This is a genomic window from Saccharopolyspora gregorii, from assembly GCF_024734405.1.
Taxonomy (GTDB): Bacteria; Actinomycetota; Actinomycetes; order Mycobacteriales; family Pseudonocardiaceae; genus Saccharopolyspora_C; species Saccharopolyspora_C gregorii.
This window is the reverse complement of sequence record NZ_CP059556.1, coordinates 2692851-2715516: the sequence shown is the minus strand read 5'-3', so window position 1 is coordinate 2715516 and position 22666 is coordinate 2692851. Positions and strand designations below refer to the sequence as shown.

Sequence of the window (22666 nt, the reverse complement as noted above, 5' to 3'; positions counted from 1 at the left end):
CATGCCGATCATTCTCCCCATCCCGATCAGCAGCAGGGCGCAGCGAGCCGTGCCCGACACGTCAACACCACCCGTTCGATCGCATTGTCGTATCGAACTTGCGACGCTATCGTGACGACATTGCGAATTCGAACTTGCGACTGAAGGGCCATGCATGGAGGCGACGGTTGATCCATTCGCCGCAGCAGAGTTGGGGCGGCCGAGCGTCGATACAGCGCCGACTCGTGCGAACGGAGCTGGTGCCGAAGCGCTCGCTTCTCCGTCGACCGCGTTCTGGGTGGTGCCGCGCGGCAGCAGGACACGGCATGTGGTTACTGGCATCACCGGGCACCCACCGCGTGAACAGCACGATCAAGACGGCATGCGGTGCGGCGGTGACGCTGCCGTTGCCAACTCCGAACGACCGGGTTCCTAAGACGCGGTCGATCACCAAGCGGTGTGGTGAGTGCTCAGCCACCGCGCAACGGCTGAAGCTGCGCGACGTCGTCTGGGACTCCTGAACGCCCACCTGACGCGGACGGCCACGGACTCCGATCGGCCGCTGTGCGGCACGAACTCGCGAAGAAGGGAGAAATCGATGGGACAGGTACGGCACCGGTGGTTGGCGCCGGTCGAGACCGATAGTTCTCACACGCCGGTGTGCGGCAACGAGCGAGGAAGGATCACGGGAATGTCGGCTGTGGTGATCTTGCCTGGTTCTGGTTGTCGTCGCGCTGGTGGGTGACGGCGTTGACGATGTTCGCGTAGCTGCGCTGACGGGCCCGGTGTGGGTGCGGTTGGTGCGGGGTTCGCAGTGGCACCGGGCCGGGGCGGTGTGTTCCGCACGCGCGGGTGCCACGACTGAGTTTCTCCGGCTTGTATCCGCGCGCGGGCGGGTGGGTTCGTGGTGTGCCTGGAGTGCGCGTTCGTCTCGGGTATCGCTGAGTGGGCGGCGGCGTTCGTGCCGGACACGCTTTCCGGACGCGTCGCGGAGGTCTCCGTGTTCAGCGAGCCGCGTCCTCGCGCGCAGTGCGGGCCGGGCCGTGGAGTCCGGTTCCGGGTCGGCACAGCGTCCGATGCTCCGACCGGCGAGATCCCCCGGATTCGCCCGCACATCACGACGAACCCGTCGTGGCCGCGCAGCCAATGTGGGCGTGGAGGCCCCCGGCAGCTGGTACCTGGCCAGGGACTTCCACACCCGGTGATCAGGGTATCGCCTCGGCCGCCTGATGTGGCCGCACCCCCCGTGATTTTTCTTGATCGAAACGAGGTGTTCCTGTTGTCTTCAGCAGCGTTGTCCGGTTCCGCGTCGACTGCTCCGGATACCGGGAGGTGGTCGAGCAGGGCGAACAGATCGTGGGTCTGCTTCGTGCTCTGTTCGTCGCTCTGCTCGGTGCTCAGGCGACCGACGAGGACTGCATCCGCGTAGCCGCATCCCTGCGACGGCTGGCGAAGCTGCTCGATCGAATCGCCCCGCCTGCCCAGCACCCGCACGCCTTGACACCGATGGCGGTCGTGAGCGGCCCGGGCAGCAGCGCTAGTTCCCCTCCGTCGCCGGTACCCCGACGAACTCCGGCGGCGGGTGTTTCCCCGGCACCTTGATGAGCCCCTCGATGGGTGCTGGGGGCGGGCTGGGTGGCGTGCTTCCCCGAGCGCCATCCGGAAAAGTCCGGCCGCACGATCCCCCGACTCGTTTTCGATCGTGCGGCCGGGCGCCTCGCAAGCATGTTTTTTCCTTCTATTTTCTCATTTTCTCGAAGTGTGATGTCGATGTCTCCTGATCCGCCGCCGTTGATCCACGCGCGAGTGTGCACGCTGCTGACCCGCGCAGGCGGGCACGAATGGCTGCTGATGCCCATCCGGGACGCGCAATGGCGGCTACCGGGCGGCGTGATCCGGGACGGGGAAACCCCGACCGAGGCGGGCCCGTCGCGTCATCCACGAGGACACCGGCCTCGACGAGGTGCACGAACCGGTGCTGCGGGTGCACCTGTGGGTGCCGCCGTCGTTCCCCGGCGGCCCGGCCACCCCGACCTACGTCTTCACCGCACCCGCCCCGGACTCCGCCGGGAATGGGTCCACCACCGCGGCGCGATCAGCCTCTTGGAACCCGCCGACCTGGTGTGCGTGGCCGACCTCGCCGACCCCCGCCGAACGCCATCAGTGCACTACCAGGAGCTCTTCGCATGACCACGAGCAGAACGGCTTTCGCCATGACCACCAGAACCTACGGGCTGCCCTGTGCCTGGCACTACCACCCGCCAGCGAACATCACCGTGCGCTGGGGCCGCCCCGACCACGCGTTCACCGTGCACCGCGGGAACCAGCGCGGCACCCGCGACGACCACGCCCTGATCGCCACGGTCCCGGTCGCCCAAGGCTGGCTCGACGACAACGAGGTCGCCCGCAAAGCGTGCGCCTGGGTGAGGGCCAACCCTGAGCTCGTCGGAGGGCGCCGATGACCACGTCCCGGTACGCCTCGTTGAACCTCGACGCGGAGCTGACTCCGTCCCCACTGCTCGTGGCACGGCTCGTCGCCTGCGGGCTGACCAACGAACGCATCGGCCACACGCTCGGCCGCAGCGCTAACACGATCAAAACCCACCTGAGCGCCGCCATGCGCAAGGCGGGCGCCACGACCAGGTACCAGCTCGTGGTCTGGCTCTACGAGACACGACACCTGCAACCCGGGCTCCCACCCAGCCACGCCAGGCCGCGGCCGCCGAGCTCGCCAGGCACTCGCCGGAGCAGGCCCGGCTGCTGCACCTGGTCACCACCGTCCGCGCCGACATCGACGCCGCACTGGCCCACTTCCACTCCCCCACCGCGGAAGTCACTTCCCGGGCCCCCACGGCCTCCCTTCCCGTGCCCGAACGCTGGACCGGCCTCAACTACAACGCCGCCCTGTCGACACGAGAGCTCGAGCTCGCTCACCGACTGACCACCACCCCCACCAACGACGCCATCGCGACCAGCCTGGGCACCACCACCGACATCGTGAAAGCACACCTACGACGCATGTACTCCAAGGTCAGCGCCCGATCTCGCATCCACCTCATCGTGTGGCTCTACGAGACTGGCCGGCTCGTTCCCGGCAAGCCGCGCCTGTCCGCGACACCTCGCCCGGTCGCCCCACCCGCAACCGTGGACCGGACCGCGAGCCACCACCTGTACGTGGCGCGCGATCACCTCATCGCCACCCGCGCACTGCTCGCGCGCACGGCCCGCAGCCTCGAGCGCCCCACCGGTCAGCCCCAGCTCGCTCCTTCTCACCGGCCACGACCGATGGCACCGGCAGAAGACGCCAAGACACCCCGTCTCCCCGGAGAACACCCGTGACCGACCGCTTCCCGGACCACCTCGCACGCTTGGACCTGGACGCAGCACTCTCGCCCGTCGAGGGCGAGGTGGCCCAGCTCGTCGCCTGTGGACTGACGGACACCGCCATGGCCAGCGCACTCACCCGCAGCACACACACCATGCACACGCACGTGATCCGCATGCTGCGCAAGACCGGTGCCCGCAATCGCAGTGACCTGGTGATCTGGATGTACGAAACCGAACATCTCGTACCCGGCCGTTCCCACCTCTCCGAGATGTCTCCGCGGTACACACCTGTCCGCGGTGGCGCGATCACGGACCGACGCGTCGGGCTCAACCTCCACGCCGAACTGCCCCACGACCTGGTCGACATCGCCCGGCTCGTGGCGTGCGGACTGACCAACGACGCCATCGCCACGCGGCTGCACCGCAACGTCGACGCCGTCAACTACGGTGTCCGGCGGCTGCGAACCATCACCGGAGCCAAGACTCGAGTCCAGATCACCGTCTGGATGTACGAGACCGGACGCGTTCGTCCCGGCGCACCCGACGACCCCGCCCACCTGCTAACGAAGCCTGTCTCTCCCCACCAACCGGTCACCGGCCCGACCACACGCCCCGACGAAGAACATGCTCACCCCGAGATGCCCTCCGCAGTACAGATCCGGGCCTGCGTAATGCTCTCCCGCCCCGAACGCGCCGACTGGCTGCTGATCCGAGAACACGGCGCCCCCACCTGGCGCCTGCCCGGTCGCGACGTCATCACGACCCTCCACACCCCCACCGAGACCGTCCTGTCCATGATCAACGACGTCCTCGGCTTCGCTCCGCGCTGCACACCCCGCTTCTGCGCGCACACCTGGAACCGAACCGAGGCAGGCCCACGGCTGACCTACCTGTTCGCCCTCGACACCCTGCCCGCCGACCTCCGGCCACAGCACGGAATCGACATCAACTGGGTCCACCGCGCCGTAGTCCCCCGCCTGCTGTCCGGGAACGACGTCCCCGTCGTTCACCGCCACCTCGCCCTGCCCGCCCCCACCGTTCCCGCAAGCCCGTACCTGGAACTGATCCCATGACCGCCCGGCACCGCGGAATCCGGCTCATCACCCTCGACGTCGGCGGCGTGCTCGGCACCGTCGCAGGCCCCAGCCTCGGCGCCGCCCTCGCCGCCGCTTCACCCCGCGACGCCGCCACCGTCGCCGACATCGTGCGCACCCACCTGCACACCCGCGCCCACACCACCCCAGAGCTGATCTCCCGGCTCGCCGCCGAACTCGCCCTGCCCAGCCGAACCGTGCGCGACATCCTGGGAACACCACGGCCCCTGCTGATCCAGCCCACCGCACGAGCGCTCCTGACCGGACTCCGCGACGCCTTCCCCGACGTGCAGGTCGTCGTGTGCTCGAACCTCGCCGCCGCCGATGCCGCCCACGCCGACCTCGTCCGCGCCGAACTCGGTCTCCTGCTTGACGACAGCTACTTCTCGTACAAGGTCGGCATGGCCAAAGGCACCGGCCCGGACCTGTTCGAACACATCTCCCGCCAGCACGACGTGCAGCTCTCCGAGATCGTCCACGTCGGCGACAAGCTCCACGACGACGTCCACGCACCCCTGCTCGCAGGATGCCGCGCCCTCCTGCTCCACCCCCACCACGCCGACATCCCTCGCGTCGCCGCCCCCGACCGCTACCGCACCGCCCCCGACCTCGCCACAGCCATCCACGAACTCCAGCAGTGGATCCCCACCAGCACACCGCGCCCTACCCTCCCGGTCCGCGCCGCCGCCCTCGTCCGCAACACCCACGGCCAACTCCTCCTCGTCCGCGGACCCGACGACCGGCACTTCTCGTTCCCCGGCGGACGCTGCGAACCCCACGGCCCCGACTCACCACCCCACGCCGCAGCCCGCGAGGTCCACGAGGAACTCCGCCTCACCATCACACCCGGAGCACTGCTGTGGGCCGGATGGTCCGAAGCCGAGTCCACGGCCGGCGAGAACAAAGTCCACTTCCTTTTCGAAGCCCACCTCCACGGCACCACCGTGCCCGACCCCGACCCGAACGAGGTCACCGAATACCGCTGGGCCACGAACAACGACGCCCTGCACCTGCTCCACCCCGCCGAAGCCAACCGGCTCGTCCGCATCACCCGCAAGCAAGCCCACGGCTGGCAGTTCCAGCCCCGCCTCGCCCGGTGAACGACCTGTACCAGGGGAAGCCGCGCGCCTCTCGTCAGATCGACTCAGCCATCCAGGTGCACTGGGATGGTGAGGGTGTTGTCGAGCAAGGATTCCACAAGGCGTGGCAGTTCCGGAGGGAGCAGTTTGCTGGACGTCGAAGCGAGCTCGGCACCGGTCCACCAGTGCTGACCGAGGAGCCCTGCGGTCTCGTTAGCCGAGTACTTCGGTGCCCGAGTGGGATGGGTGTCGGTGAGCCGAGCGAGAAAGACCTCGTCCCGGCGGTGGTGCCGTCGTCCGCGGTAGGTGAAACGAGATTCCCGCGTCCACACCAGCGGCCCGACTTCGTCGAGGACCAGCCCGGTTTCCTCGGTGATCTCCCGGCGCGCGGTGTCGCGGGCGGTCTCGCCCGGATCGATCCCTCCACCGGGAAGTTCCCACCACTGGTGATCGGGGGCGTCGGGGTCGCGGGCGTGGATGAGCAGCACGCGGTCGTCGGGATCGAGCAGGAGGACGCGGGCGCCGAGGCGAGGTGTGCTGGCGTGGGTGGTCGTACTCATGCGGGCTGGCATTCCCCCGTGGTCACCAATGAGAAGCGCCAGCCCGAACGGCGTGGTGTGCCGTGGTCAGAACAGCGTGGGCGGGCTGGCCGCAGTGCTGGGGTCGGAGGTTACCAACGGCCGCAGGGGGACGAGGTCCAGGTACACGGCCAGGGCGGAGTGATCACTCAACCGGGGGTCGCCGAGCCGGACTTCGTGGACGTAGTGGCACGCGGACACGCGAGACGTCAGAGCAGGAGAGCAGAAGACATGGTCGTAGCGGTAGCCGTCTCCGGTGCGCCCGACCCAGCTGTGCTCGACCTCGCTGGGAGCGGTGTGCCGGTAGGCGTCGCGGAGGTCGTGGGTGTCGATCAGCGAGCGGTAGAAGTCGTACTCGAACGCGAGGAACTGGGGATACCGCGGGGTGTGGTCGGGTTCGATCACGTTGAGGTCGCCGAGCAGCAGCCGGGTCTCCGAGCGGTTCTTCGCCGAGCCGGCCATCAGGTCGCTGAATTCGCGCAGCCAGCGTTGTTTGCGTTCGACCTTGTCCGGGCTCGCATCGCGCGACGGCGCGTACACGCCGATCAGGCGCACGGGGCCGTGGTCGGTGTGCGCGGTGGCGGTGGCCGCGCGGGAAGGCAGGTAGTCGAGCTCGGTGCTCCAGTCGTCGGCGTCGAGGACGACCTTGCTGGCGATCATCACACCGTGCTCGCGGGGCGCTGGAGTCGGGAACACCACCGAGTAGCCCGCCTGCTGGAACCCTTCGGCCAGCAGCGCGCAGCCGTCGCTGGCTTTGGTCTCGGTCAGCACGAACACGTCTTCGCCGCGGGTCGCCAGCCAGTCGAGTTGGCGTTGGGCTCGGTGTTCGGAGGGACTGTTGATGTTCCAGGTCAACACGCTCAAGCCGGGCACTTCCCGCTCCGTTCCTCATAGATGGGCAGCACATGCGACGCCACGGTCGACGCCACCGCCTCCGGGGCATTCTCCGCGCACGCCACCTCCAGCAGCGGCCAGCCACGCTCCCCCAGCTCCGTGGCCGCCTCGGCGTAGCGGGCGGCTTCGATACGGCTGGAGTCGGCTTGGCGCTCGAAGCGGCTGTGCCGACCACGACGGTCCAGGCGCGTGCTCAACACCGCCGCGTCGGCATGCAGGAGGACGGCAAGGTCGGGAGCGGGGATTCCGTCGTGGAGGTGCCAGATCGTGTCGGCGCGGACTCCGTCCATGCCTTGCAGCACCAGCGACGAGGCCACGTACCGATCGCAGAGCACGACCCTGCCCGACCACAGGGCAGGCAGGATTTCGTGTTCCAGGTGGTGGTGCCGGTCGGCGGCCACCAGGCACGCCAGGGCCATGCCGCGGAAGTCGTCGGTGCCGTGGCGGATCAGCTCGCCCAACGGGGTACGGGACGGCTCGGTCGTGCGATGCACCGCAACGTCGCGGGCTTTCAGTTCACGAGCGACCAGTTCGGCCACCGTGGTCTTACCGACCCCGCCGGGGCCGTCGAGGGTCACCAGCACTCCCGGCCAGCCGGTCACCGAGCACCGGGAAGGGGTCACGTCGCCGCCGCTCATGCGGGCCTCAACGGCAGCAGCACCCGGCCCTCCGCCTCCACTTGCGGGCACTGCTCCGCGTCCACGTCACCGATGCGGCCTCCGGCTGCGATCACCGCTGCCGGGCAGCCCTTCCCGCAGTCGTCGGCCATCGCACACGCCCCGCAGGTCGGGTTCGCGCCGACCTGGTACCGGTCGTGGAACCGGTATTCCTCCAGCCGGGCCGCGAGATCGGCGTCGGTGAAGATGTTGCCGACGATGAACTCCTCCGGCTCATGCTGAGCGAACGAGTTCCGCGCGGCGAACACCAGGTACGGGCACACCGTGACCTCGCCCGGAGTGAACACGTAGAGGATGGTGCCTGCCTCGCACCCCGACAACGGGCGGCGCTCGGTGTTCGGGAACCGGATGTGGGCGATGTCGAGCTCATCGTCCTCGAACCGCACGGTGTCGGCGAAGATGCGGCGCATGTGCTCGTCCGGGCTGGCCAGCCGGCCCGAGGACTTCGCGCCGCGACCCATCCGCGAGAGCGGGTTCAACAGCACGTACCGGGCGCCGTGCTCGCGGGCGAACGCGCACAGCTGCGCGTACTCCTCGTCCTGGGCCAGCGAGTTCGGCGTGCAGAGCAATCCCTGCAACAACCCCGCTTCAGCCAGGCTCGTCACGGTCGCGATCGTGGTGTGAAACGACGCGCGGTTGCCGCGGAACTTGCCGTGCGAGTGCTCGCTGAAGCCATCCAAGGAGACGTTGCAGTGCACCCCGCCGATCGCGACCAGTTCCGCGATGTCGTCCTCGCTGAGGGTCGTAGCGTTCGTGCACACGCCGACCGCCATCCCCGCCGCGCGGAACGCGCACACCACCGCCAGGAAGTCCGGGTGCATCGTGGGCTCCCCGCCGGTCAGGGTCACCCGCTGCACCTGGCACTCCTGCAGCCGCGGGATCACCACATCGATGATCGACGCCAACGACATGAACGCGCCCTCCTTCGTCGCGGACACGAAGCAATGCGCGCAGTGCAGATTGCAGCGCTCATCGATCTGCACGAGCGCTTTCCGCGAGCCCGGCTGCATCGAGGTCCGGAAGTAGCACGACACAGCCCGATCTTCGCTCGCAATGCTTCGCGTACTCATCGAAACCCTCCCAGCCAACGCCCGATAGCGACGACAAGAATTGTTCCCAGAAAAAGCACCCGACGTACAGAAGATCAACTCGGTTCGATTAGAAAGTTCGGCAGGTACTGCGATCATGTCCAGTTCAACTGTCCCACCGAACACCAACAGCACCAGCCAGCACGACGACCGCGCTCCGGGTGACGTAGTCGCCGACGCCCTTCAACAGCACCCGGAACTGCTCGACTTGACCCTTGATCAGCTGCGCACCCTCGCCGTCGTCCATCTCGAAGGCAACGCGCTCCAAGCAGCTCGGCGCCTCGGCAGAGAGCAGTCCAGCGTTCAAAAACAGCTGGACAACCTCAACCGCTCAGCACAACGCCTCTGCGGGGAACCGCTCCTGATCAAGCAAGGCCGGGGGCAGAACTTCCTCGTCACCCCCACTGGCGAGCACTACGTCCGCCTCGCACTCGACACCCTCGACACGTGGCAACACGGCATCCAGGCCGCACGCCGCCGACTCGGGCACACCATCACCGTCGGCACCACCGAGTTCACCGTCGCGTTCGTCGGACACATCTGGCCCCGCGTCCGCGATGAATTCCACCGCCGCGACATCGAACTCAAAATCAGCCACATCCGCACCCGCGACTTCGCCGCCACCCTCGACTCCCACCACGTCGACCTCATCTGCGGCAGCCTCGCCGTCGAGACCGGGACCAGGCCCGACTTCGACTACGACGTCATCGAATGGCACCGAGAAGGCGTCGCGCTCCTGACCAACCTCACCACCCACGAACTCCCCGACGCGCCCGTCCAGCACGACAAACTCGCCGCACTCCCCCTGCTAGCACCCACCGCCGGCCTGCTCGCCGACTTCCTCCGCGCCTGGTACGGCCCTGACTACCGCAGCACCCTCAACGTCATCGCCGACATCGACGCGCTCGGCTACGGCCTCGCCCTACTCGACAACGAACTCCAGCGCGGCTGCCTGCTCACCACCGAAAACGTGGCTCGAGCAGCTACCGAGGGACGACTTCAGGGAGGACACCACCTCCGCGCCCTCCCCCTCGGCGCCGGATACACCCCACCCATGCAGATCATGACCGGAATATTCAGCCGAAGGCAAGAGCGTGAAAAATACAGCTCGCGCCATCCGCTCAATTTACTTTGGAACGCTTTCAAAGAAGCGAGGCCCGGCACCAACAAAGGCACTACCTTTGGTGATCATTGAGGCATTCAAGGCGTTCTTGGATTTGGTCGGCTTCGACAGCACCGATGTTGTCGGCGATCTGAAGAGCACGAGTCCACGCACTGGCCGCCCCCTCGGCGTCGTGACGTTCGTTCAGGACACGCCCGAGGATGTCGAGGGCATCGACTTCACTGAAACGTGCGCTGTGCTCTTCTGCGTATTCGACGGCGTGTCGGGCGAGCTGTTCGGCCTCGTCGAGTTCGTGCTGCTTCAGCTGGGTCTCCGCCAGGCGGGTGTACGCGTAGCAGTGCAGCAAGGGATCGCCGCCGATGGGAAGTTGCTCGACTGCGCGGGTCAGGTCGGCAGCAGCGGCGGGCAGGTCACCGGTGACCAGGTAGAGGTTGCCCCGCACTGAGCGAGCGCTCGCTGCTCCGGAAGTCGCCCCGAGGGCATCGAGCGAGTCGACGGCTTCGGTGGCGGTCACCAGGACTTCGTTCGGCGGGTCCCCGCGGAACAGGCGCGCGCGGACGAACGCCTGGGCCGTCCAGCCGATGTCGCGGAGATCGCCACGACGACGGCGGATCTCCAACGCGCGAGTCAGGACTCGTACCGCGCCGTCGAGATCGCCGCGTTCGGTCTCGATGCACCCCTGGATGTGCAACATCCAGGCTTGCCCTTCCATCACGTCCGAGCGCTCGGTGACTTCGAGAACGGTCTGGGTGAGGTTCATCGCTTGCTCGTAGGCCTTGACCAGGATGACGTAGTTGAACGAGCAAGCAGCGAGTTGCCACGCGAGCCGGTTCCAACCCTTGTCGATGGCTGCGCGCACCGCGGCGGGCAGGTATTCCCATCGCGTCTCGGACCAGTCGAGGGCGGCTTCGTAGGAGTCGAAGGTGGGAGGCGCTACCGACGGTGGCGGGGTGTCCAGGGGCGGACCGATGGCACGGTCGGGTGCGAGCGTGACGGCGGCGTTGGCCCAGCCGTGCAGCATGTAGAGCAGGCTGCGTTCCGTGGCGCCGTCGCGGACCGCGCGCGGGTCGACGCGGCGGGATTCTTCGAGTGCAATGGCCCGGTGCAGCTCGTGGTAGGTCCAGTTGCGGCCGTGCTTGCTCAGCAAGGACACATCGGCAACGCCGTTGAGGAGTTCGCGCACTTGCCGGAGGTCGGTGTCGGTCGCGGCAGCAGCGGACTCGGGTGTGATCTCGGGCAGGATCGCGCACAGCCGCCAAGCCCGGGCTTGCTCCTCGGTGAGGTGTTCGTACGAGAGCCGGGCGTTGCGCCGGACGGCATCGGGCGGAGCGGTGTCGGCGGACATCTCGGCGATCATCTCCTCGTCGGCGTCGTGCGCGGCGATGTAGTCCCCGAGCGACCGCAGTGCCAGTGGAAGGCCGCCGCCGCGGCAGGCGAGGCCGGCTACTTCGCGTGCCGGTTTCCTAGCTCGGGCTGCGATGAGTGCGGTGGCATCGTCGGGCTCCAGCGGCGGTACGGACAGCCACACGACCCGGCCCGGGACGTCAGGGACTCGATCACGACTGGTTATCAGCACCACGCTACCGGGCGAAGCCGGGATCAAGGCACCGATTTGCTCTGATCGGGCGTTGTCCACGCCGATGATGTAGCGCTTCTCCTGCAGCACACTGCGCCACAGCGCGACCAGGTCGTCGAGGTCGGCGGGAAGCGCGGTCACCGGAGTCCCGGTGGTAGCAGCGCACCACGACCGCAGCACCACTGCCGGAGCACGGGGGCCGGTGTTCAAGTCCCACCCGCGCAGATCCGCCCAGAGGACGCCGTCGAATTCATGGCGCATCCGCGCTGCGGCGGCGATGGCGATGGCGGTCTTGCCCACTCCCCCTGGGCCGGTCAGGACCACTGTGCGCGGGGAGGAGGAGTTCACGGGCGCGGGGCGGCTTCCCTCACCGGTGATCGTTTCCACGAGCCGCACGCGGTCGACGAGGTCTTCGACCGGCGGAAGCTGGGCCGGAACGACCGCTCTTCCGTTGCCGTTGGATGTGCCGTGGGCCTGACCTGTGCGAACTTCGGCGACCGCCGCAGCGAGATCGCCGGCCGTAGTGAGCTCACGGTCCAAGCGCTCGGCCAGCTCCACGCTCAAACGACGCTGCCCGGATTCCAATCGCGAGAGCAAGGTGTGGTGAACCTGAATCGTCTTCGCCAGCTCACGTACACCCAGGCGTCGCTCCTTGCGCCATCGCTGCACGAGCGCGCCGACTTCTTCGTCCCGCATCGGCACCCCCACTTGAGCTACGAGGTCTCCCCGATCCGTCGTAGCACGCCAGAGCCGAAAGCCCCTGTCGGGAACACTCGAAGGAGTGATGCCGGTCGTGGGGGCTCAGACCACCGATCGGCGGGTGATGTCGGTCAGCTCGGGGTCCGCCGCTTCGAACGCGTCGAGCAAGCGTTCGACATTGCCACCGCGTGCCAGTGCAGCTTCCGCCGCGGTAATGGGGATGAGCGTCATGATGTCCACGAGGACGGTGCGGCCCGGGCCGAAGACGACGTTGAACGCATCGTCCAGGTAGGGATGGGCAGCGACGAGCACCCCGTGGATGTCGGTCTCAGGAAGCAGCGGCTCCTCGTTGGTGATCACGCTCTGGTGCACCATGCCCCGCCCCAAGCTCGCGATCATCTCCAGGGTGCCCCGCACCAGGACTTGCGCCGCACCGGCCTGCTCAGGCTTCACCGAGCACACCAGCTCCTGCGGGTAGATCGCGGTGATGCGCTTGCGGCACAGTCCGAGCGTGGACACCGAGGCAAACTCAGGCCGATCCCAACGGGCGATCTCGATCTCGTCAGCGATCTCGCTTGCCGTCAGTACGCCGAAGAAGCGCGCGTAATGAGCGCGAAGTACGTCGAGGTTCATACGTCGAGCAGTTCCGCTAGGTCATCGGGAAAATCGAACTGCCCCTGCGCAATGAGCCTCGGAGTGCGTCCCTTTCTCGTCGTGGCGGCCTTGTCCGCCCCGTATTCGAGCAAGAGACGGATCATCGCTCCGTCCGGGCTCTTGCGCCAACGACTGACCGCGAGATGAAGCGGAGTCTTGGCGGCGCCTGCGGTCGTGGTGCAACGTACACTCGCGCCTGCTTCCAAGAGGTACCGTGCCGCGTCGAGGGCGCCCTCTTGCACAGCAAAGAACAAGGGCGTGTAGCCCTCACGGTCCTCTGTGATATCCACGCCTACGCCTGCTGCGAGACGCTGCTGCACGGTCGTGACGTCGTTCTCCGCCGCTGCATAGTGCAGCGGGTCACGGCCCATGCGGTCCAGATCAGTCATCCTGACCTCCTCCTACTGAACGGATGATACGTTGCTACCGCGGATGCTCATACCGGTGGCTACGATTCGCCTGTGGAGTTTCAATCCGATATCTATCGGGGTCATTTTGATCCTCAATGACCCGTTGCCTCGAATATCCTCCCTCTTCAGCCTCGATCTTGTACCGCCACCACTCTCTGTAAGGCTGATGGCCGAAATGGAACTCTCCGGGCTGCGGCACGCTCATGCCGTTCCGGTCAGGTTTACCGGTGTCTGGGTTGATAAGCACTGGGCTACCGTCTGGGTACCGCCGGGCCGGGATCTCTTCTTCAGTCGCCGCACATTCGAAATCTTCGCCGTTTGGCGCACGATCAGCAGATCGGTAGATGTCGCGTTTGGTTTGGGCGCGGAGTTTGACGCGGTTGCGGACGGGTTCATAGCCGCGGCGTTCGTCGCGTCGTGCGCCGTCTCCGGCGAGGGCGCGTCCTGCGGCGACTTCCCCAGCGACGCGTTTGACGGGTCCGCCGCCGACCGTGTCGGCGATCAGGTGGCCGACGGCACGACCTGGGCTGTCCTTCCACGTGTCGACATCCAGGATGTTCTTCACCGTCTGCCCGGGGTTGGTGACGGCGGAGGCGATGTTGGTGGCTGCCGCGGAAGCAGCATCGTCGATCTTGCCGGGGTCTTGGGCCAGTGACGCGGCGAAGCTCAGAGTGGCGTCGAGGCTTTCGTTGGCACCGTCGCGCATGTCGTAGGCGAAGTCTTCGACCATGCCCAGCATTTGGCCGAACCACCCGGGTTTGTCCGGCGCGTGGTCGCGGGCGGCGGCGATCGCGGAAGCAGCGAGGTCGCCGGCCGAGTGCAGGTCCGTGCGAGCGCGGTTGAGAAGGTCGATGGCGGCTGCGCGTTGTTCTGCTCCGGGATCTTCGAACGGCGGCTGTGGCCCGGCAGGCACGCCGCGGGCCGCAGCTTCGCGGGCGACGTGGTCGAGGGCGCGGGCGTGCTCAGCTCGAGCAGCGTCGGTGGATGCTTGGGCTTCGTCCCACATCGCCACCGCGTCGGCGGCTTTGCCTTGGGCCCAGCGCAGTGCGTCCGAGTAGGTGATCAGGGCCGATGCCGCGTCGTTGAACGCATCTCCGCAAGTCAACCAACGCAGAGGTTCGACCTGGTAGAGCGCCAGAAACTTGTCGGCAGCACTACCGCTCCAGCCGGAGACGGTGATGTCTCGCATGCCTTCGCCCGCGGCGATCAGTGCGGCACCGAAGATCGTGAACTTCTCGACGGTCCCGTTCAGCGCATCCGGATCGCCGGGGATCAATGCCTTCGGGTCACGAGCCTGCCCGAGTTCAGCGGCCATACCGCTCGATCGCCTTCCTCGCCGCCTCGTCGCTGTCCAGATACTCCTGGGCCGAGGATTCCAAGGCGTGTGCGATGCCATCGCCGTCGCGAGTCAAGTTCTTGACCCCGTCATGCCACCGGTCGCAGAACTCCGCTGTCACCGTGGCCAAACGAGGATGCTCGCCGAACGCCGAAGCCGCGCAGTCGATGTCCCGGACCTCTCCGACGTCCCGCAATGCATCCATCACCCCACGAACGCCATCGGCGGCTTCAACCAAGGCGTCCACAGCCACTGCAAACTCGTCCGGCACCCCGGACCTCCCCTCGAACCCCGCCGAGCCGATGCTCCCGAGCCCAAACGAGAGGGGACCTTCCCACACCGGACTCGCCGCGTCCACAAGATCCGCTAATCCGTCGCCCGAGATGCGAACACGATCACAAAGTGGCGAAGCGAGGTACGGCGCTGGCTCATTCCTGCTCAGATCGACAGAGACCTACGGCCCGATCGAGTCACCTACTCGGGTGAACCGTCGTGAGGTGACCAAGATTGTCACCAGGTCACCACTACCAGCACCAGCTCCGAGCCCCCCACGGTGGACGCCAGGCACGAGCAATCGAAATCTCGCCCTGATCGATCTGCTCACCGTTCTGACACACCACTCGCGAGAGGAGTCGATCGATGCGTGTTCCGGCACAAGCGACGACGGTGGCACGGACCTTGCTGCGTACTCAACGCCGTGCTCTGGCAACGGAGAACGGCGAGCTGCGCCGTCAGCTTCAGTTCTGGGAAACCTACATCGCCGAGCTCGAGCGGGACCTGGCTCGAGCGAGCGCACAAGCGTGGGACACGGTGGCGGAAGTTCCGGTCCGCGCCGCCTGGGAGTCCATTGTGGACGCTCGACTCGCGGGTGAACGGGACCGCACGTGGGTCGTGTGGGCAGACCTCGACGAGTTCAAACGCGTCAACGACCGGTTCGGGCATCTGTGCGGGGACGCGGTCCTTCGCGCAGTGGCACGACGGCTGGAGGAAGCTTTCGCGGCCCGCTCCCCGGTGGTCTGCCGTCTTGGCGGGGACGAGTTCGGGGTGCTCGCACGTGACCTCGACCGCGACGCGGACCTGACGCGCTTCACCGCGCTGATGGCTGAGCCGGTGGCGTTGCCGCACGGGTGCTCGGTGCTCGTAGCGGCCTCCGTGGGTGTCGTCCACGCCGGCGAGCTCGCCTCGGACGCATCGCGCGAGGACCTGCTGCGCCGGGCGGATGCGGACTCCTACGCCCGCAAGCCACACCGTGTCGCCGGTGCTCCGAGTCCACGAACGCGGGCACGGGTACTGGGCGCCCATGCGATCGGAGCGGCACGGTGACGGCGCGGGCGGGCCACGGTGGCGCTCATGATCACGATGTTGTGGGGCTTGGCAGCTGCGCCGCTGATCGCGGTGAGCCTGCTGCCTTGGCTTCCCCGGTGGTGGATGCCGATGGTGGCCGGGGCGAGCTTGGCGTTGTTGTCGGCGGCGGTGCAGGCGCGGTTCGGTGGGGATCCGGCGTTGGCGGCGTGGTGGTGGCTGGCGGTGGTCGGGGTGGTGTTGGGGTTGATCGACTCGGTGCACCACCGGTTGCCGCACCCGTGGACGGCGGCCTTGTTGCTCGGCGGCATGGTGGTCTTCGGTGGTCTCCGGCCGGAGGTGCTTCCACGGCTGGTGGCCTCGAGCGTGGTGATGCTGGCGGTGGGGCTGCTGGTGCAGTGGGTGGTGCCTGGGCACATCGGGTTCGGGGACACGCTGTTGCTGGTGGCGTTGACGCCGTATTGGGCGTGGTCGGGGTGGTCCGCGGTGTTGGCCGGGGTGATCACGGCACACCTGGTGCTCGGGGTGTTCGCGGCGGTGGCGTGGCTTTCCGGGCTGCGGGGCCCGGGCATTCGAATCGCGGCCGGGCCGGGGCTGCTGCTCGGGACGTGGCTGCCGTTGCTGGCGTGATCGCGGTCGTGGTGGCGGGGTGCGCGCAGGCACCGAAGCCCGCGGCCCCGGAGCCGCCGATCGCTCCCCCGCCGCACGCGGATGCCCGGTTCTCCGGCGAGCAGGCAGCAGTCGTGGATGCTTACGAGCGGTTCTGGGTGGTGTCGCGCGGGTTGCCGCAGCACCCAGCCGAGCGGTGGCGCCCGGAGCTGGAACAGGTGGCGGCCGGGCCGATGGCCGAAACGATCCTGGTCAACCTCGATCGTCAGCGTGAGCAGGGCATCACCCTCTACGGCGAGGTCCATCCGCGGATCAGCGACGTCCGCCTCGACTCGGATCGCGCGGTCGTCACCGATTGCCAGGACTCCAGCAGCTCGGGACAGGCCGATGCCTCCGGGAAACCGAAGACGGTCGGGGTGGCACGCAACCCGGTGTCCGGCACGCTCCAGAGAGGTGCCGACGGTGCGTGGCGGGTCACGCGGATCGACTACCCGATGGGCGGCTGCTGATGCGGGGCGCGTGCTTCGCCGTCGCGGTGGTCGCTGCGCTGCACGGCACGGTCCTGCTGGCTCCTGCGGTCGTCGCTGAAGGCGGAGTCGTGGTCAGCCCGGGTGATGCGGACGGTCTCTTCGGGCCGCCGTCGATCGATCTCGGGGCGGTGACCGGCGGCACCGCATCGCGTCCGGGCAGGCCGGGTTCGGCGCACCCGGGCGGTGGGGTGGGATCGGGTGTTCCGGGTCCGCCGCTGGGGTTGAGCTGGTCGAGCGGCGACGGGGTTCCGGAGTGGTTCACCGCGATCCCGGAGTTCCGCTTCCCGGACTTCGGCGATCCTGCGGCACCGCCGTCTCCGGGGGCGCTTGCCGGGCAGGCGGTCGAGCAGTTGCAGCTGCCGTTGCCGACGCCGGCGCACTCGCCCGACGTGGCCTTGCCGGATGGTCGTGCGGCGACGGTGGTCGGTGAGCACACCTGGTTCTGGACCGAGCGGGCCCGGTGGGTGCCGGTGTCGCGGCGAGTGCAGTCCGGTGCGGTGTGGGCCGAGGTGACCGCCACCCCGACCCGGCTGAGTGTCGATCCCGGCAACGGGCAGGGCCTCGTGTCGTGTCCTGGACCGGGCACTCCGTACACCCGCGAAGCGGGGCTGCACGCCCCGTCGCCGGACTGCGATCTCGTCTACCAGCGCTCCTCGGCCGGGGCCCCGGGCGAGCAGGTGCGGGCGCAGTGGGCGATCACCTGGCAGGTCACCTGGCGTGGGTTCGACGGCGTCGCGCCGGTCGGCGGGGTGCTGCCGGAGATGACCTCCCGCGCGGGCGTGGATCTCGCGGTCGTCGAGGCGCAAGCACTCACCACCGGCTAATACATCCGCGTCACTACTCAAGTTCGTTTTCGCACTTTTCCTTTCTGCATTGGGGAGAACTATGTCCACAACCGGTACACCACCGGCCTCCACACGCGATCCGGGACAACGGCATTCGGCGCCGCGGGTGCCTGGTCGGCGCCGACGGTGGGTGTGGGTCACCTCTGGGGTGCTGATCGTCGCGGCGGTCGCGGGGAACGCGGCGCTGGTGGCGCACCTGGCCGACCGGGCCTCGGTGCTCGTGCTCGCCCGGGACGTGGCGTGGGGCCAGCGGATCACCGCCGATGACGTCGTCGCACGAGACCTCCCCGCCGCGGTCGGCGCGTTCGCCGTCCCCGATACCGCGCGGTCCCAACTCGTCGGGCAGGTCGCCGCAGCGAACCTGCGGGCCGGAGATCTCCTGTCCCAGCGGGACGTGTCCGCACAGGCGGTGCCAGGCCCGGGCCAGCGGGTTCTCGGGCTGCGGCTCGATCCCGGGCGGTACCCGGCGGGCGGGCTGGCACCCAACGATCCGATCGCCGTGCACCCCGCCCCGGACGACGGCACCACGGCCAGCAGCACCACACCGAGCAGCGGGCGCGAGTTCCTCGCGCGGGTGGTGCGCACCTCACCCCCGGATGCCGAGGGGGCGATCACCGCCGACGTGCTCATCCCTGAGACCACCGTCTCCGCCGCGGTCGAGGCGGCCGTGGGCGGGGCGCAGGTCAGCCTCCTCGGACCCGCCCATCAGTAACCGCACGTTGTTGCAGTGGAAGGAGAACGTCTTCATGGCGATCACAGCTTTGATCAGCGCGCTCGGTGCTCCGGGGGTGTCGACCACGGTCGCGGCGCTGTCCACGGCGTGGCCGGGGCCGGTGCTGGCGGTGGATGCCGACCCGGTGCGGGGGTCGCTGGTGCCGGGGTGGCTGTCGCGGTGGTGGGTCGACGGGCGCATCACCACCGACGGGGTGGTGACCTTCGCCGCCAGCACCCGCCGCATGCGTTCCGTGCCCGCTGAAGGGCTTGCCGGTCACGCCCAAGAGGTGCCGCACGCCCGGCACGTGCGGGTGCTGCCCGGAGTGCTGCACCGCGAGCAGACCACCGCGATCGGCTCGGAGGGCTGGTCGAGGCTGGCCAGCGCCCTGCGGGACCTCTCCCGCTCCGGCCCGGACGTGCTCGTCGACGCCGGGCGGTGGTCACCGACGACTCCGTGGCCGTTGCTCGCGGAAGCGGACCGGGTGCTGCTGGCGGTGCGGCCGAGCCTGCGGTCGTGCTCGGGCAGCACCGATCTCGCCCGGCTGCTGGCCGAACGGGTCGGAACGCGGGCGCAAGTGGCGGTGCTCGGCGCGGACTCCTCCACCGCGGCTGAAGCGGCGTCCGTGGTGGGGCTGCCGCTGGGGCTGTCGATGCCGCTGGACTACCCCGCGGCCCAGGTGTTCGCCGACGGCGTCCACGGACCGCCGCACCTGGAACAACGCAGGCTCTGGAAGGCGACGCGCCGCAACGCCCGCGCCCTGCACCGCCAAGCCCACCGTCCGGTGCGGTTCGAGACCAACTCCGCGCTCGACCTGTTGAAAGCGGGGAACGAATGAACACGCTGCTGCCCTGGTTCGACGACGGGGACCCGATCCCCGTCCCCGAAGCCGTGCAAGCCCTGCGCACGATGGTCGCGGCCCGTCTCGACGGCGGGGCCCACGACTGGGAGGCGGTCGTCGGCGAGGAGGTCACGGCCTGGGTCGCCGACCGGGCGCGGCACGGTCTGCCCGAGCTGTCCCACCCGGCGGAACGCCGCCTCGCCACGGCCGTGCGCGGTGCGGTCGCCGGGCTCGGCGGCCTCGCCCCGCTGCTGGACCGCGACGAGATCGAGAACATCCACATCCACGGCCACGACCAGGTCCTCGTGGAATGCGCCGACGGCACGACGAAACGCTGGCCGTACCCGGTCGCCGACTCCGACGACGCGCTACTGGATCTGCTGGGCGAGATGTTCGCGCGCCTCGGGCGCACGAGCCGGGAGTTCTCCCCGGCCCACCCGATCGCGAACATGCGCATCCCCTTCGGCGGTCCGCTCGGGGCGCGCGTGGCGGCGGTGCGGGAGGTGTGCGATCGGCCGCGGGTGGCGATCCGGCGGCATCGGCTCGCCCACGCCACCCTCGACGACCTCCACGCGAACGGCACCCTCGACGACCGCCTCCACGACGTCGTGGCCGCGGCGGTCGCCACCGGGCTCAACATCCTCGTCAGCGGCGGCCCCTACACCGGCAAGACGACGTTGCTGCGGGCGTTGTGCCAGCAGATCTCCCCGTTCGAGCACGTGATCACCGTCGAGGACGATTACGAGCTCGGCCTGCACCTCGACCAGCGGCGGCATCCTCTGGTCACCGCGTGGGAGGCCCGCACCGCCGGGGCCGAGGGCGCCGGCGAGATCACCCTCGACGACCTGCTTAAGCAGGCGCTGCGGCATTCGCCCTCGCGGGTGATCGTCGGCGAGGTCCGTGCCGGGGAGATCACCGCGCTCCTGCGAGCCTTGGGCAACGGGGCGGCCGGGGGGTTGGGCACCCTGCACGCCACCAGCGCCGCCGCGGTCCCGGACCGGATCGCCGCACTCGGCCAGCTCGCGGACCCGCCGCTGCCGATCACCGCCGCGCACCGCTGGACCGCCTCCGCGCTCGACCTCATCGTCCACGTCACCCGCCACGACACCCCCCACGGCCGCCACCGCACCATCGGCGAGATCGTCGAAGTCGGCCCGATCGGGGACGGTGACGGCCCGGACCTCACCCCGCTGTTCGCCACCCCGCCCGGCCAGCACCACGCGGTCCCGGTCGGCCCGCCCAGCCCGCGCCTGCTCGCCCGCCTGCACGCCGCAGGGCTCGACCCCGACGTGTTCGCACCACCGGTCTTCGCAGGTGATCGCCGATGAACGGCATCGTTCTCACCGGCGGAGCGTGCGGACTCGCTACCGCCCTCGCCATCCTGATCGTCATCTATGGACGCGGCGGTATCCCACTACAGCACCGCCCATTCCCGGGATGGTGGTCGGCGCGGTGGCTGCAGCTCGCCCTCGTCGCGGCCGGACTCGGTTCAGGGGCTTGGTGGGTGACCGGGTGGCCGGTCGGCGGCATCGCGGCCGCCGCAGGCGTGCTCGGCCTGCCCCACCTGCTCTCCCCCAGCCGCACCCGGCACGGCATCGAGCGCGCCGACGCGCTGGTGACCTGGACTCGGCGGGTCGCCGACCTGCTCGCCTCCGGGGCTGGAGGACTCGCCCAGGCGATCACCCGCTCCGCAGCCACCGCACCGGAGCCGCTGGTGGAACCGGTGCAACGGCTCGCACAACGGGCCCGCACGCACGGCATGGAAGCCGCGCTGCGCGAGTTCGCCGATGGGCTCGCCGACCCGGCCGCCGACGCGATCGTGCTCGCCCTGCTGCTGCGGCTGCGCACCGGCGGACGCGGCCTCGCCGACCTGCTGCACCGCCAAGCCGACGCCCAGGCCCGCGAGGTCGCCGCCCGCCGGGACGTCGAAGCCGACCGGGCCAAACCCCGCGCCACGGTGCGATCCCTAGTCGGCATCACCCTGGTCATGCTCGCCGGACTGCTGCTGTTCGCCGGGCACTACCTCGCACCGTTCTCCACCGGAACCGGCCAGCTCGTGCTTGCAGGGATCTCGGTCTTCGGGGCGGGCGCGCTGATGTGGATGCACCGGCTCACCACCCCACCCCCACCACGCCGCTACCTCACCACCGGGGAGGCCCGATGATGCCGCTCGCCCTGCTGCTCGGACTCACCCTCGGCACCGGACTGGTCCTGGCATTCGCCGCGATGCTGCCCGCAGCACCGCTACGCCTGGACACCGCACTCCACCAGATCACCACCCGCACCGCCGAAACCAGCGACCCCCGCCTGTTCACCGACCGCCTCGCGAGCCGGGCGGCCCGAGCCCGGCATCCCTGGCTCGGGCTCCCCACCGCCGACCTCGACCTGCTGGAACGAACACAGCAGCAGTACCTGGCCCAGCGCGTGCGCGGGACGGCACTCGGCACCGCGACCGGAGCCGGGGTCGGTCTGCTCGGACCCATCACCGGTGTGCCGCCCACGCCCACCGTGATTCTCGGTGTCGTGGGAGGGGCCGGGCTCGGCGGCATGCTCCCCTACTTCCAGCTCCGCGACGCCGCCGCACGGCGCCGCGAGGACTACCGCCGTGTACTCGCGGTCTACCTCGACCTCGTCGCCCAAGAACGCAACGCCGGCCGCGCCGCCACACCCGCGCTGCGCGAGGCCGCCGAGCTCACCGAACACCCGTTTTTCCTGCGCATCCGGGCCACCGTCGCGCAAGCACACCGGCTCGGCCACACCCCCTGGGACGCGGTGCGTGACCTCGGCGACCGACTTCGGCTCCCGGAGCTCGCCGAAGTCGCCGACCTGGCCGACACCGCCGCCGACGGCGCGGCCATCGCCACCAGCCTGCACACCAAAGCCGCCTCCCTGCGCCACGCCGCGCTCGCCACCGACACCGCCGACGCCCACTCCCGCAGCGAGCGCCTCACCCTGCCGACCTCGCTGCTGATGCTGGCGTTCCTCGGCCTCGTGCTCTACCCGACCGTCGCCCAGCTCCTCACCACCTGATCGGAAGGAACCGCTCATGCACACCACCACCCGCCACGCTCTGCACCGCAGCCTCGACGTCGCCCAGTACTGGGCGCTGACGCTCGTGCTCGCCACCACCACCGCCCTCGACCAGCTCGCCTTCCGTGCCCGCCGCACCCGGTTCGACGACGAAGGGTCCGAGACCACCGAGAAAGCGGTGCTGACCGCGATCGGCCTGGCCGTCGCGGTCGGGCTCGGCGCAGCGATCACCGCCGTGGTCAACAAGTACCAAGGCCAAATCCACTAGCCGAAGGATCCCCAC

25 protein-coding genes are annotated in these 22666 nt (G+C 69.0%); 16 read left to right on the top strand and 9 right to left on the bottom strand.

What is annotated here, in order from left to right; translation table 11 throughout:
* The first annotated feature begins 2165 nt into the window (after nucleotides 1-2165).
* Genes H1226_RS11660 through H1226_RS11645 form a run of 5 tightly spaced genes read left to right on the top strand, consistent with a single transcriptional unit; the run spans nucleotide 2166 to nucleotide 5500 of the window.
* The gene (locus H1226_RS11660) at nucleotides 2166-2441 is read left to right on the top strand and encodes a hypothetical protein (RefSeq protein WP_258349018.1); all 276 of its coding nucleotides are present in this window, start codon (nucleotides 2166-2168) and stop codon (nucleotides 2439-2441) included.
* Nucleotides 2438-2920, top strand: a complete 483-nt coding sequence (locus tag H1226_RS28310; protein ID WP_373690042.1) for a helix-turn-helix domain-containing protein — start codon at nucleotides 2438-2440, stop codon at nucleotides 2918-2920. Before H1226_RS11660 ends, H1226_RS28310 begins: the two co-directional genes overlap by 4 nt.
* Nucleotides 2845-3318 (top strand): helix-turn-helix domain-containing protein, encoded by a 474-nt coding sequence (locus tag H1226_RS11655; protein ID WP_258349017.1) that lies wholly within the window; start codon nucleotides 2845-2847, stop codon nucleotides 3316-3318. The genes H1226_RS28310 and H1226_RS11655 overlap by 76 nt, the downstream gene beginning before the upstream one ends.
* A complete protein-coding gene (locus H1226_RS11650) occupies nucleotides 3315-4379 on the top strand; it encodes a LuxR C-terminal-related transcriptional regulator (RefSeq protein WP_258349016.1) in 1065 nt (354 codons plus the stop codon). The genes H1226_RS11655 and H1226_RS11650 overlap by 4 nt, the downstream gene beginning before the upstream one ends.
* Nucleotides 4376-5500 carry an NUDIX domain-containing protein gene (locus H1226_RS11645; protein ID WP_258349015.1) on the top strand — a complete coding sequence of 375 codons (1125 nt, stop codon included), beginning with the start codon at nucleotides 4376-4378 and terminating at the stop codon, nucleotides 5498-5500. Before H1226_RS11650 ends, H1226_RS11645 begins: the two co-directional genes overlap by 4 nt.
* Nucleotides 5501-5544: 44 nt before the next feature.
* Here H1226_RS11645 and H1226_RS11640 read toward each other — a convergent pair whose 3' ends face one another.
* From H1226_RS11640 to H1226_RS11625, 4 genes are all read right to left on the bottom strand, one after another.
* Nucleotides 5545-6039 carry an NUDIX hydrolase gene (locus tag H1226_RS11640; RefSeq protein WP_258349014.1) on the bottom strand — a complete coding sequence of 165 codons (495 nt, stop codon included), beginning with the start codon at nucleotides 6037-6039 and terminating at the stop codon, nucleotides 5545-5547.
* Between the two features lie 66 nt (nucleotides 6040-6105).
* Nucleotides 6106-6915, bottom strand: a complete 810-nt coding sequence (locus H1226_RS11635; protein ID WP_258349393.1) for an exodeoxyribonuclease III — start codon at nucleotides 6913-6915, stop codon at nucleotides 6106-6108.
* A gap of 2 nt (nucleotides 6916-6917) precedes the next feature.
* Complete coding sequence (tmk, locus tag H1226_RS11630; protein WP_258349013.1) at nucleotides 6918-7589, bottom strand: dTMP kinase; 672 nt, start codon at nucleotides 7587-7589, stop codon at nucleotides 6918-6920.
* A complete protein-coding gene (locus H1226_RS11625; RefSeq protein WP_258349392.1) occupies nucleotides 7586-8638 on the bottom strand; it encodes a radical SAM protein in 1053 nt (350 codons plus the stop codon). Before H1226_RS11625 ends, tmk begins: the two co-directional genes overlap by 4 nt.
* Nucleotides 8639-8813: 175 nt before the next feature.
* Between H1226_RS11625 and H1226_RS11620 the strand changes: the two genes are divergently transcribed.
* Complete coding sequence (locus tag H1226_RS11620; protein WP_258349012.1) at nucleotides 8814-9911, top strand: LysR family transcriptional regulator; 1098 nt, start codon at nucleotides 8814-8816, stop codon at nucleotides 9909-9911.
* Here H1226_RS11620 and H1226_RS11615 read toward each other — a convergent pair.
* From H1226_RS11615 to H1226_RS11595, 5 genes are all read right to left on the bottom strand, one after another.
* A complete protein-coding gene (locus H1226_RS11615; protein WP_258349011.1) occupies nucleotides 9892-12111 on the bottom strand; it encodes an NB-ARC domain-containing protein in 2220 nt (739 codons plus the stop codon). The two genes, H1226_RS11620 and H1226_RS11615, sit on opposite strands and share 20 nt — an antisense overlap.
* Nucleotides 12112-12216: 105 nt before the next feature.
* Entirely contained in the window at nucleotides 12217-12747 is a 531-nt protein-coding gene (locus tag H1226_RS11610; protein WP_258349010.1) for a suppressor of fused domain protein, read from the bottom strand.
* Nucleotides 12744-13157 (bottom strand): ankyrin repeat domain-containing protein, encoded by a 414-nt coding sequence (locus H1226_RS11605; RefSeq protein WP_258349009.1) that lies wholly within the window; start codon nucleotides 13155-13157, stop codon nucleotides 12744-12746. The genes H1226_RS11610 and H1226_RS11605 overlap by 4 nt, the downstream gene beginning before the upstream one ends.
* Nucleotides 13158-13191: 34 nt before the next feature.
* Nucleotides 13192-14493: a putative T7SS-secreted protein gene (locus tag H1226_RS11600; protein WP_258349008.1), complete on the bottom strand. Its 1302-nt coding sequence runs from the start codon at nucleotides 14491-14493 to the stop codon at nucleotides 13192-13194.
* Complete coding sequence (locus tag H1226_RS11595) at nucleotides 14483-14785, bottom strand: hypothetical protein (RefSeq protein WP_258349007.1); 303 nt, start codon at nucleotides 14783-14785, stop codon at nucleotides 14483-14485. The genes H1226_RS11600 and H1226_RS11595 overlap by 11 nt, the downstream gene beginning before the upstream one ends.
* A 368-nt stretch (nucleotides 14786-15153) precedes the next feature.
* On the opposite strand from H1226_RS11595, the gene H1226_RS11590 reads away from it, so the two are divergent.
* The 10 genes from H1226_RS11590 (at nucleotide 15154) to H1226_RS11540 (ending at nucleotide 22651) form a co-directional block, all read left to right on the top strand.
* Nucleotides 15154-15837, top strand: a complete 684-nt coding sequence (locus tag H1226_RS11590) for a GGDEF domain-containing protein (RefSeq protein WP_258349006.1) — start codon at nucleotides 15154-15156, stop codon at nucleotides 15835-15837.
* Between the two features lie 27 nt (nucleotides 15838-15864).
* Nucleotides 15865-16446: an A24 family peptidase gene (locus H1226_RS11585; RefSeq protein WP_258349005.1), complete on the top strand. Its 582-nt coding sequence runs from the start codon at nucleotides 15865-15867 to the stop codon at nucleotides 16444-16446.
* Nucleotides 16443-16934, top strand: coding sequence for a hypothetical protein (locus H1226_RS11580; RefSeq protein WP_258349004.1), 492 nt, complete (start codon nucleotides 16443-16445; stop codon nucleotides 16932-16934). The genes H1226_RS11585 and H1226_RS11580 overlap by 4 nt, the downstream gene beginning before the upstream one ends.
* Nucleotides 16934-17779, top strand: a complete 846-nt coding sequence (locus H1226_RS11575) for a hypothetical protein (RefSeq protein WP_258349003.1) — start codon at nucleotides 16934-16936, stop codon at nucleotides 17777-17779. Before H1226_RS11580 ends, H1226_RS11575 begins: the two co-directional genes overlap by 1 nt.
* A 151-nt stretch (nucleotides 17780-17930) precedes the next feature.
* Nucleotides 17931-18512: an SAF domain-containing protein gene (locus tag H1226_RS11570; RefSeq protein WP_258349002.1), complete on the top strand. Its 582-nt coding sequence runs from the start codon at nucleotides 17931-17933 to the stop codon at nucleotides 18510-18512.
* Nucleotides 18513-18546: 34 nt separating this feature from the next.
* The gene (locus tag H1226_RS11565; RefSeq protein ID WP_258349001.1) at nucleotides 18547-19350 is read left to right on the top strand and encodes a P-loop NTPase family protein; all 804 of its coding nucleotides are present in this window, start codon (nucleotides 18547-18549) and stop codon (nucleotides 19348-19350) included.
* A complete protein-coding gene (locus H1226_RS11560) occupies nucleotides 19347-20681 on the top strand; it encodes a CpaF family protein (protein WP_258349000.1) in 1335 nt (444 codons plus the stop codon). Before H1226_RS11565 ends, H1226_RS11560 begins: the two co-directional genes overlap by 4 nt.
* A 176-nt stretch (nucleotides 20682-20857) precedes the next feature.
* Entirely contained in the window at nucleotides 20858-21517 is a 660-nt protein-coding gene (locus tag H1226_RS11555; RefSeq protein WP_258348999.1) for a type II secretion system F family protein, read from the top strand.
* Entirely contained in the window at nucleotides 21514-22383 is an 870-nt protein-coding gene (locus tag H1226_RS28135; protein WP_309148806.1) for a type II secretion system F family protein, read from the top strand. The genes H1226_RS11555 and H1226_RS28135 overlap by 4 nt, the downstream gene beginning before the upstream one ends.
* 16 nt (nucleotides 22384-22399) lie before the next feature.
* Nucleotides 22400-22651, top strand: coding sequence for a hypothetical protein (locus tag H1226_RS11540; protein WP_258348997.1), 252 nt, complete (start codon nucleotides 22400-22402; stop codon nucleotides 22649-22651).
* Nucleotides 22652-22666: the final 15 nt, after the last annotated feature.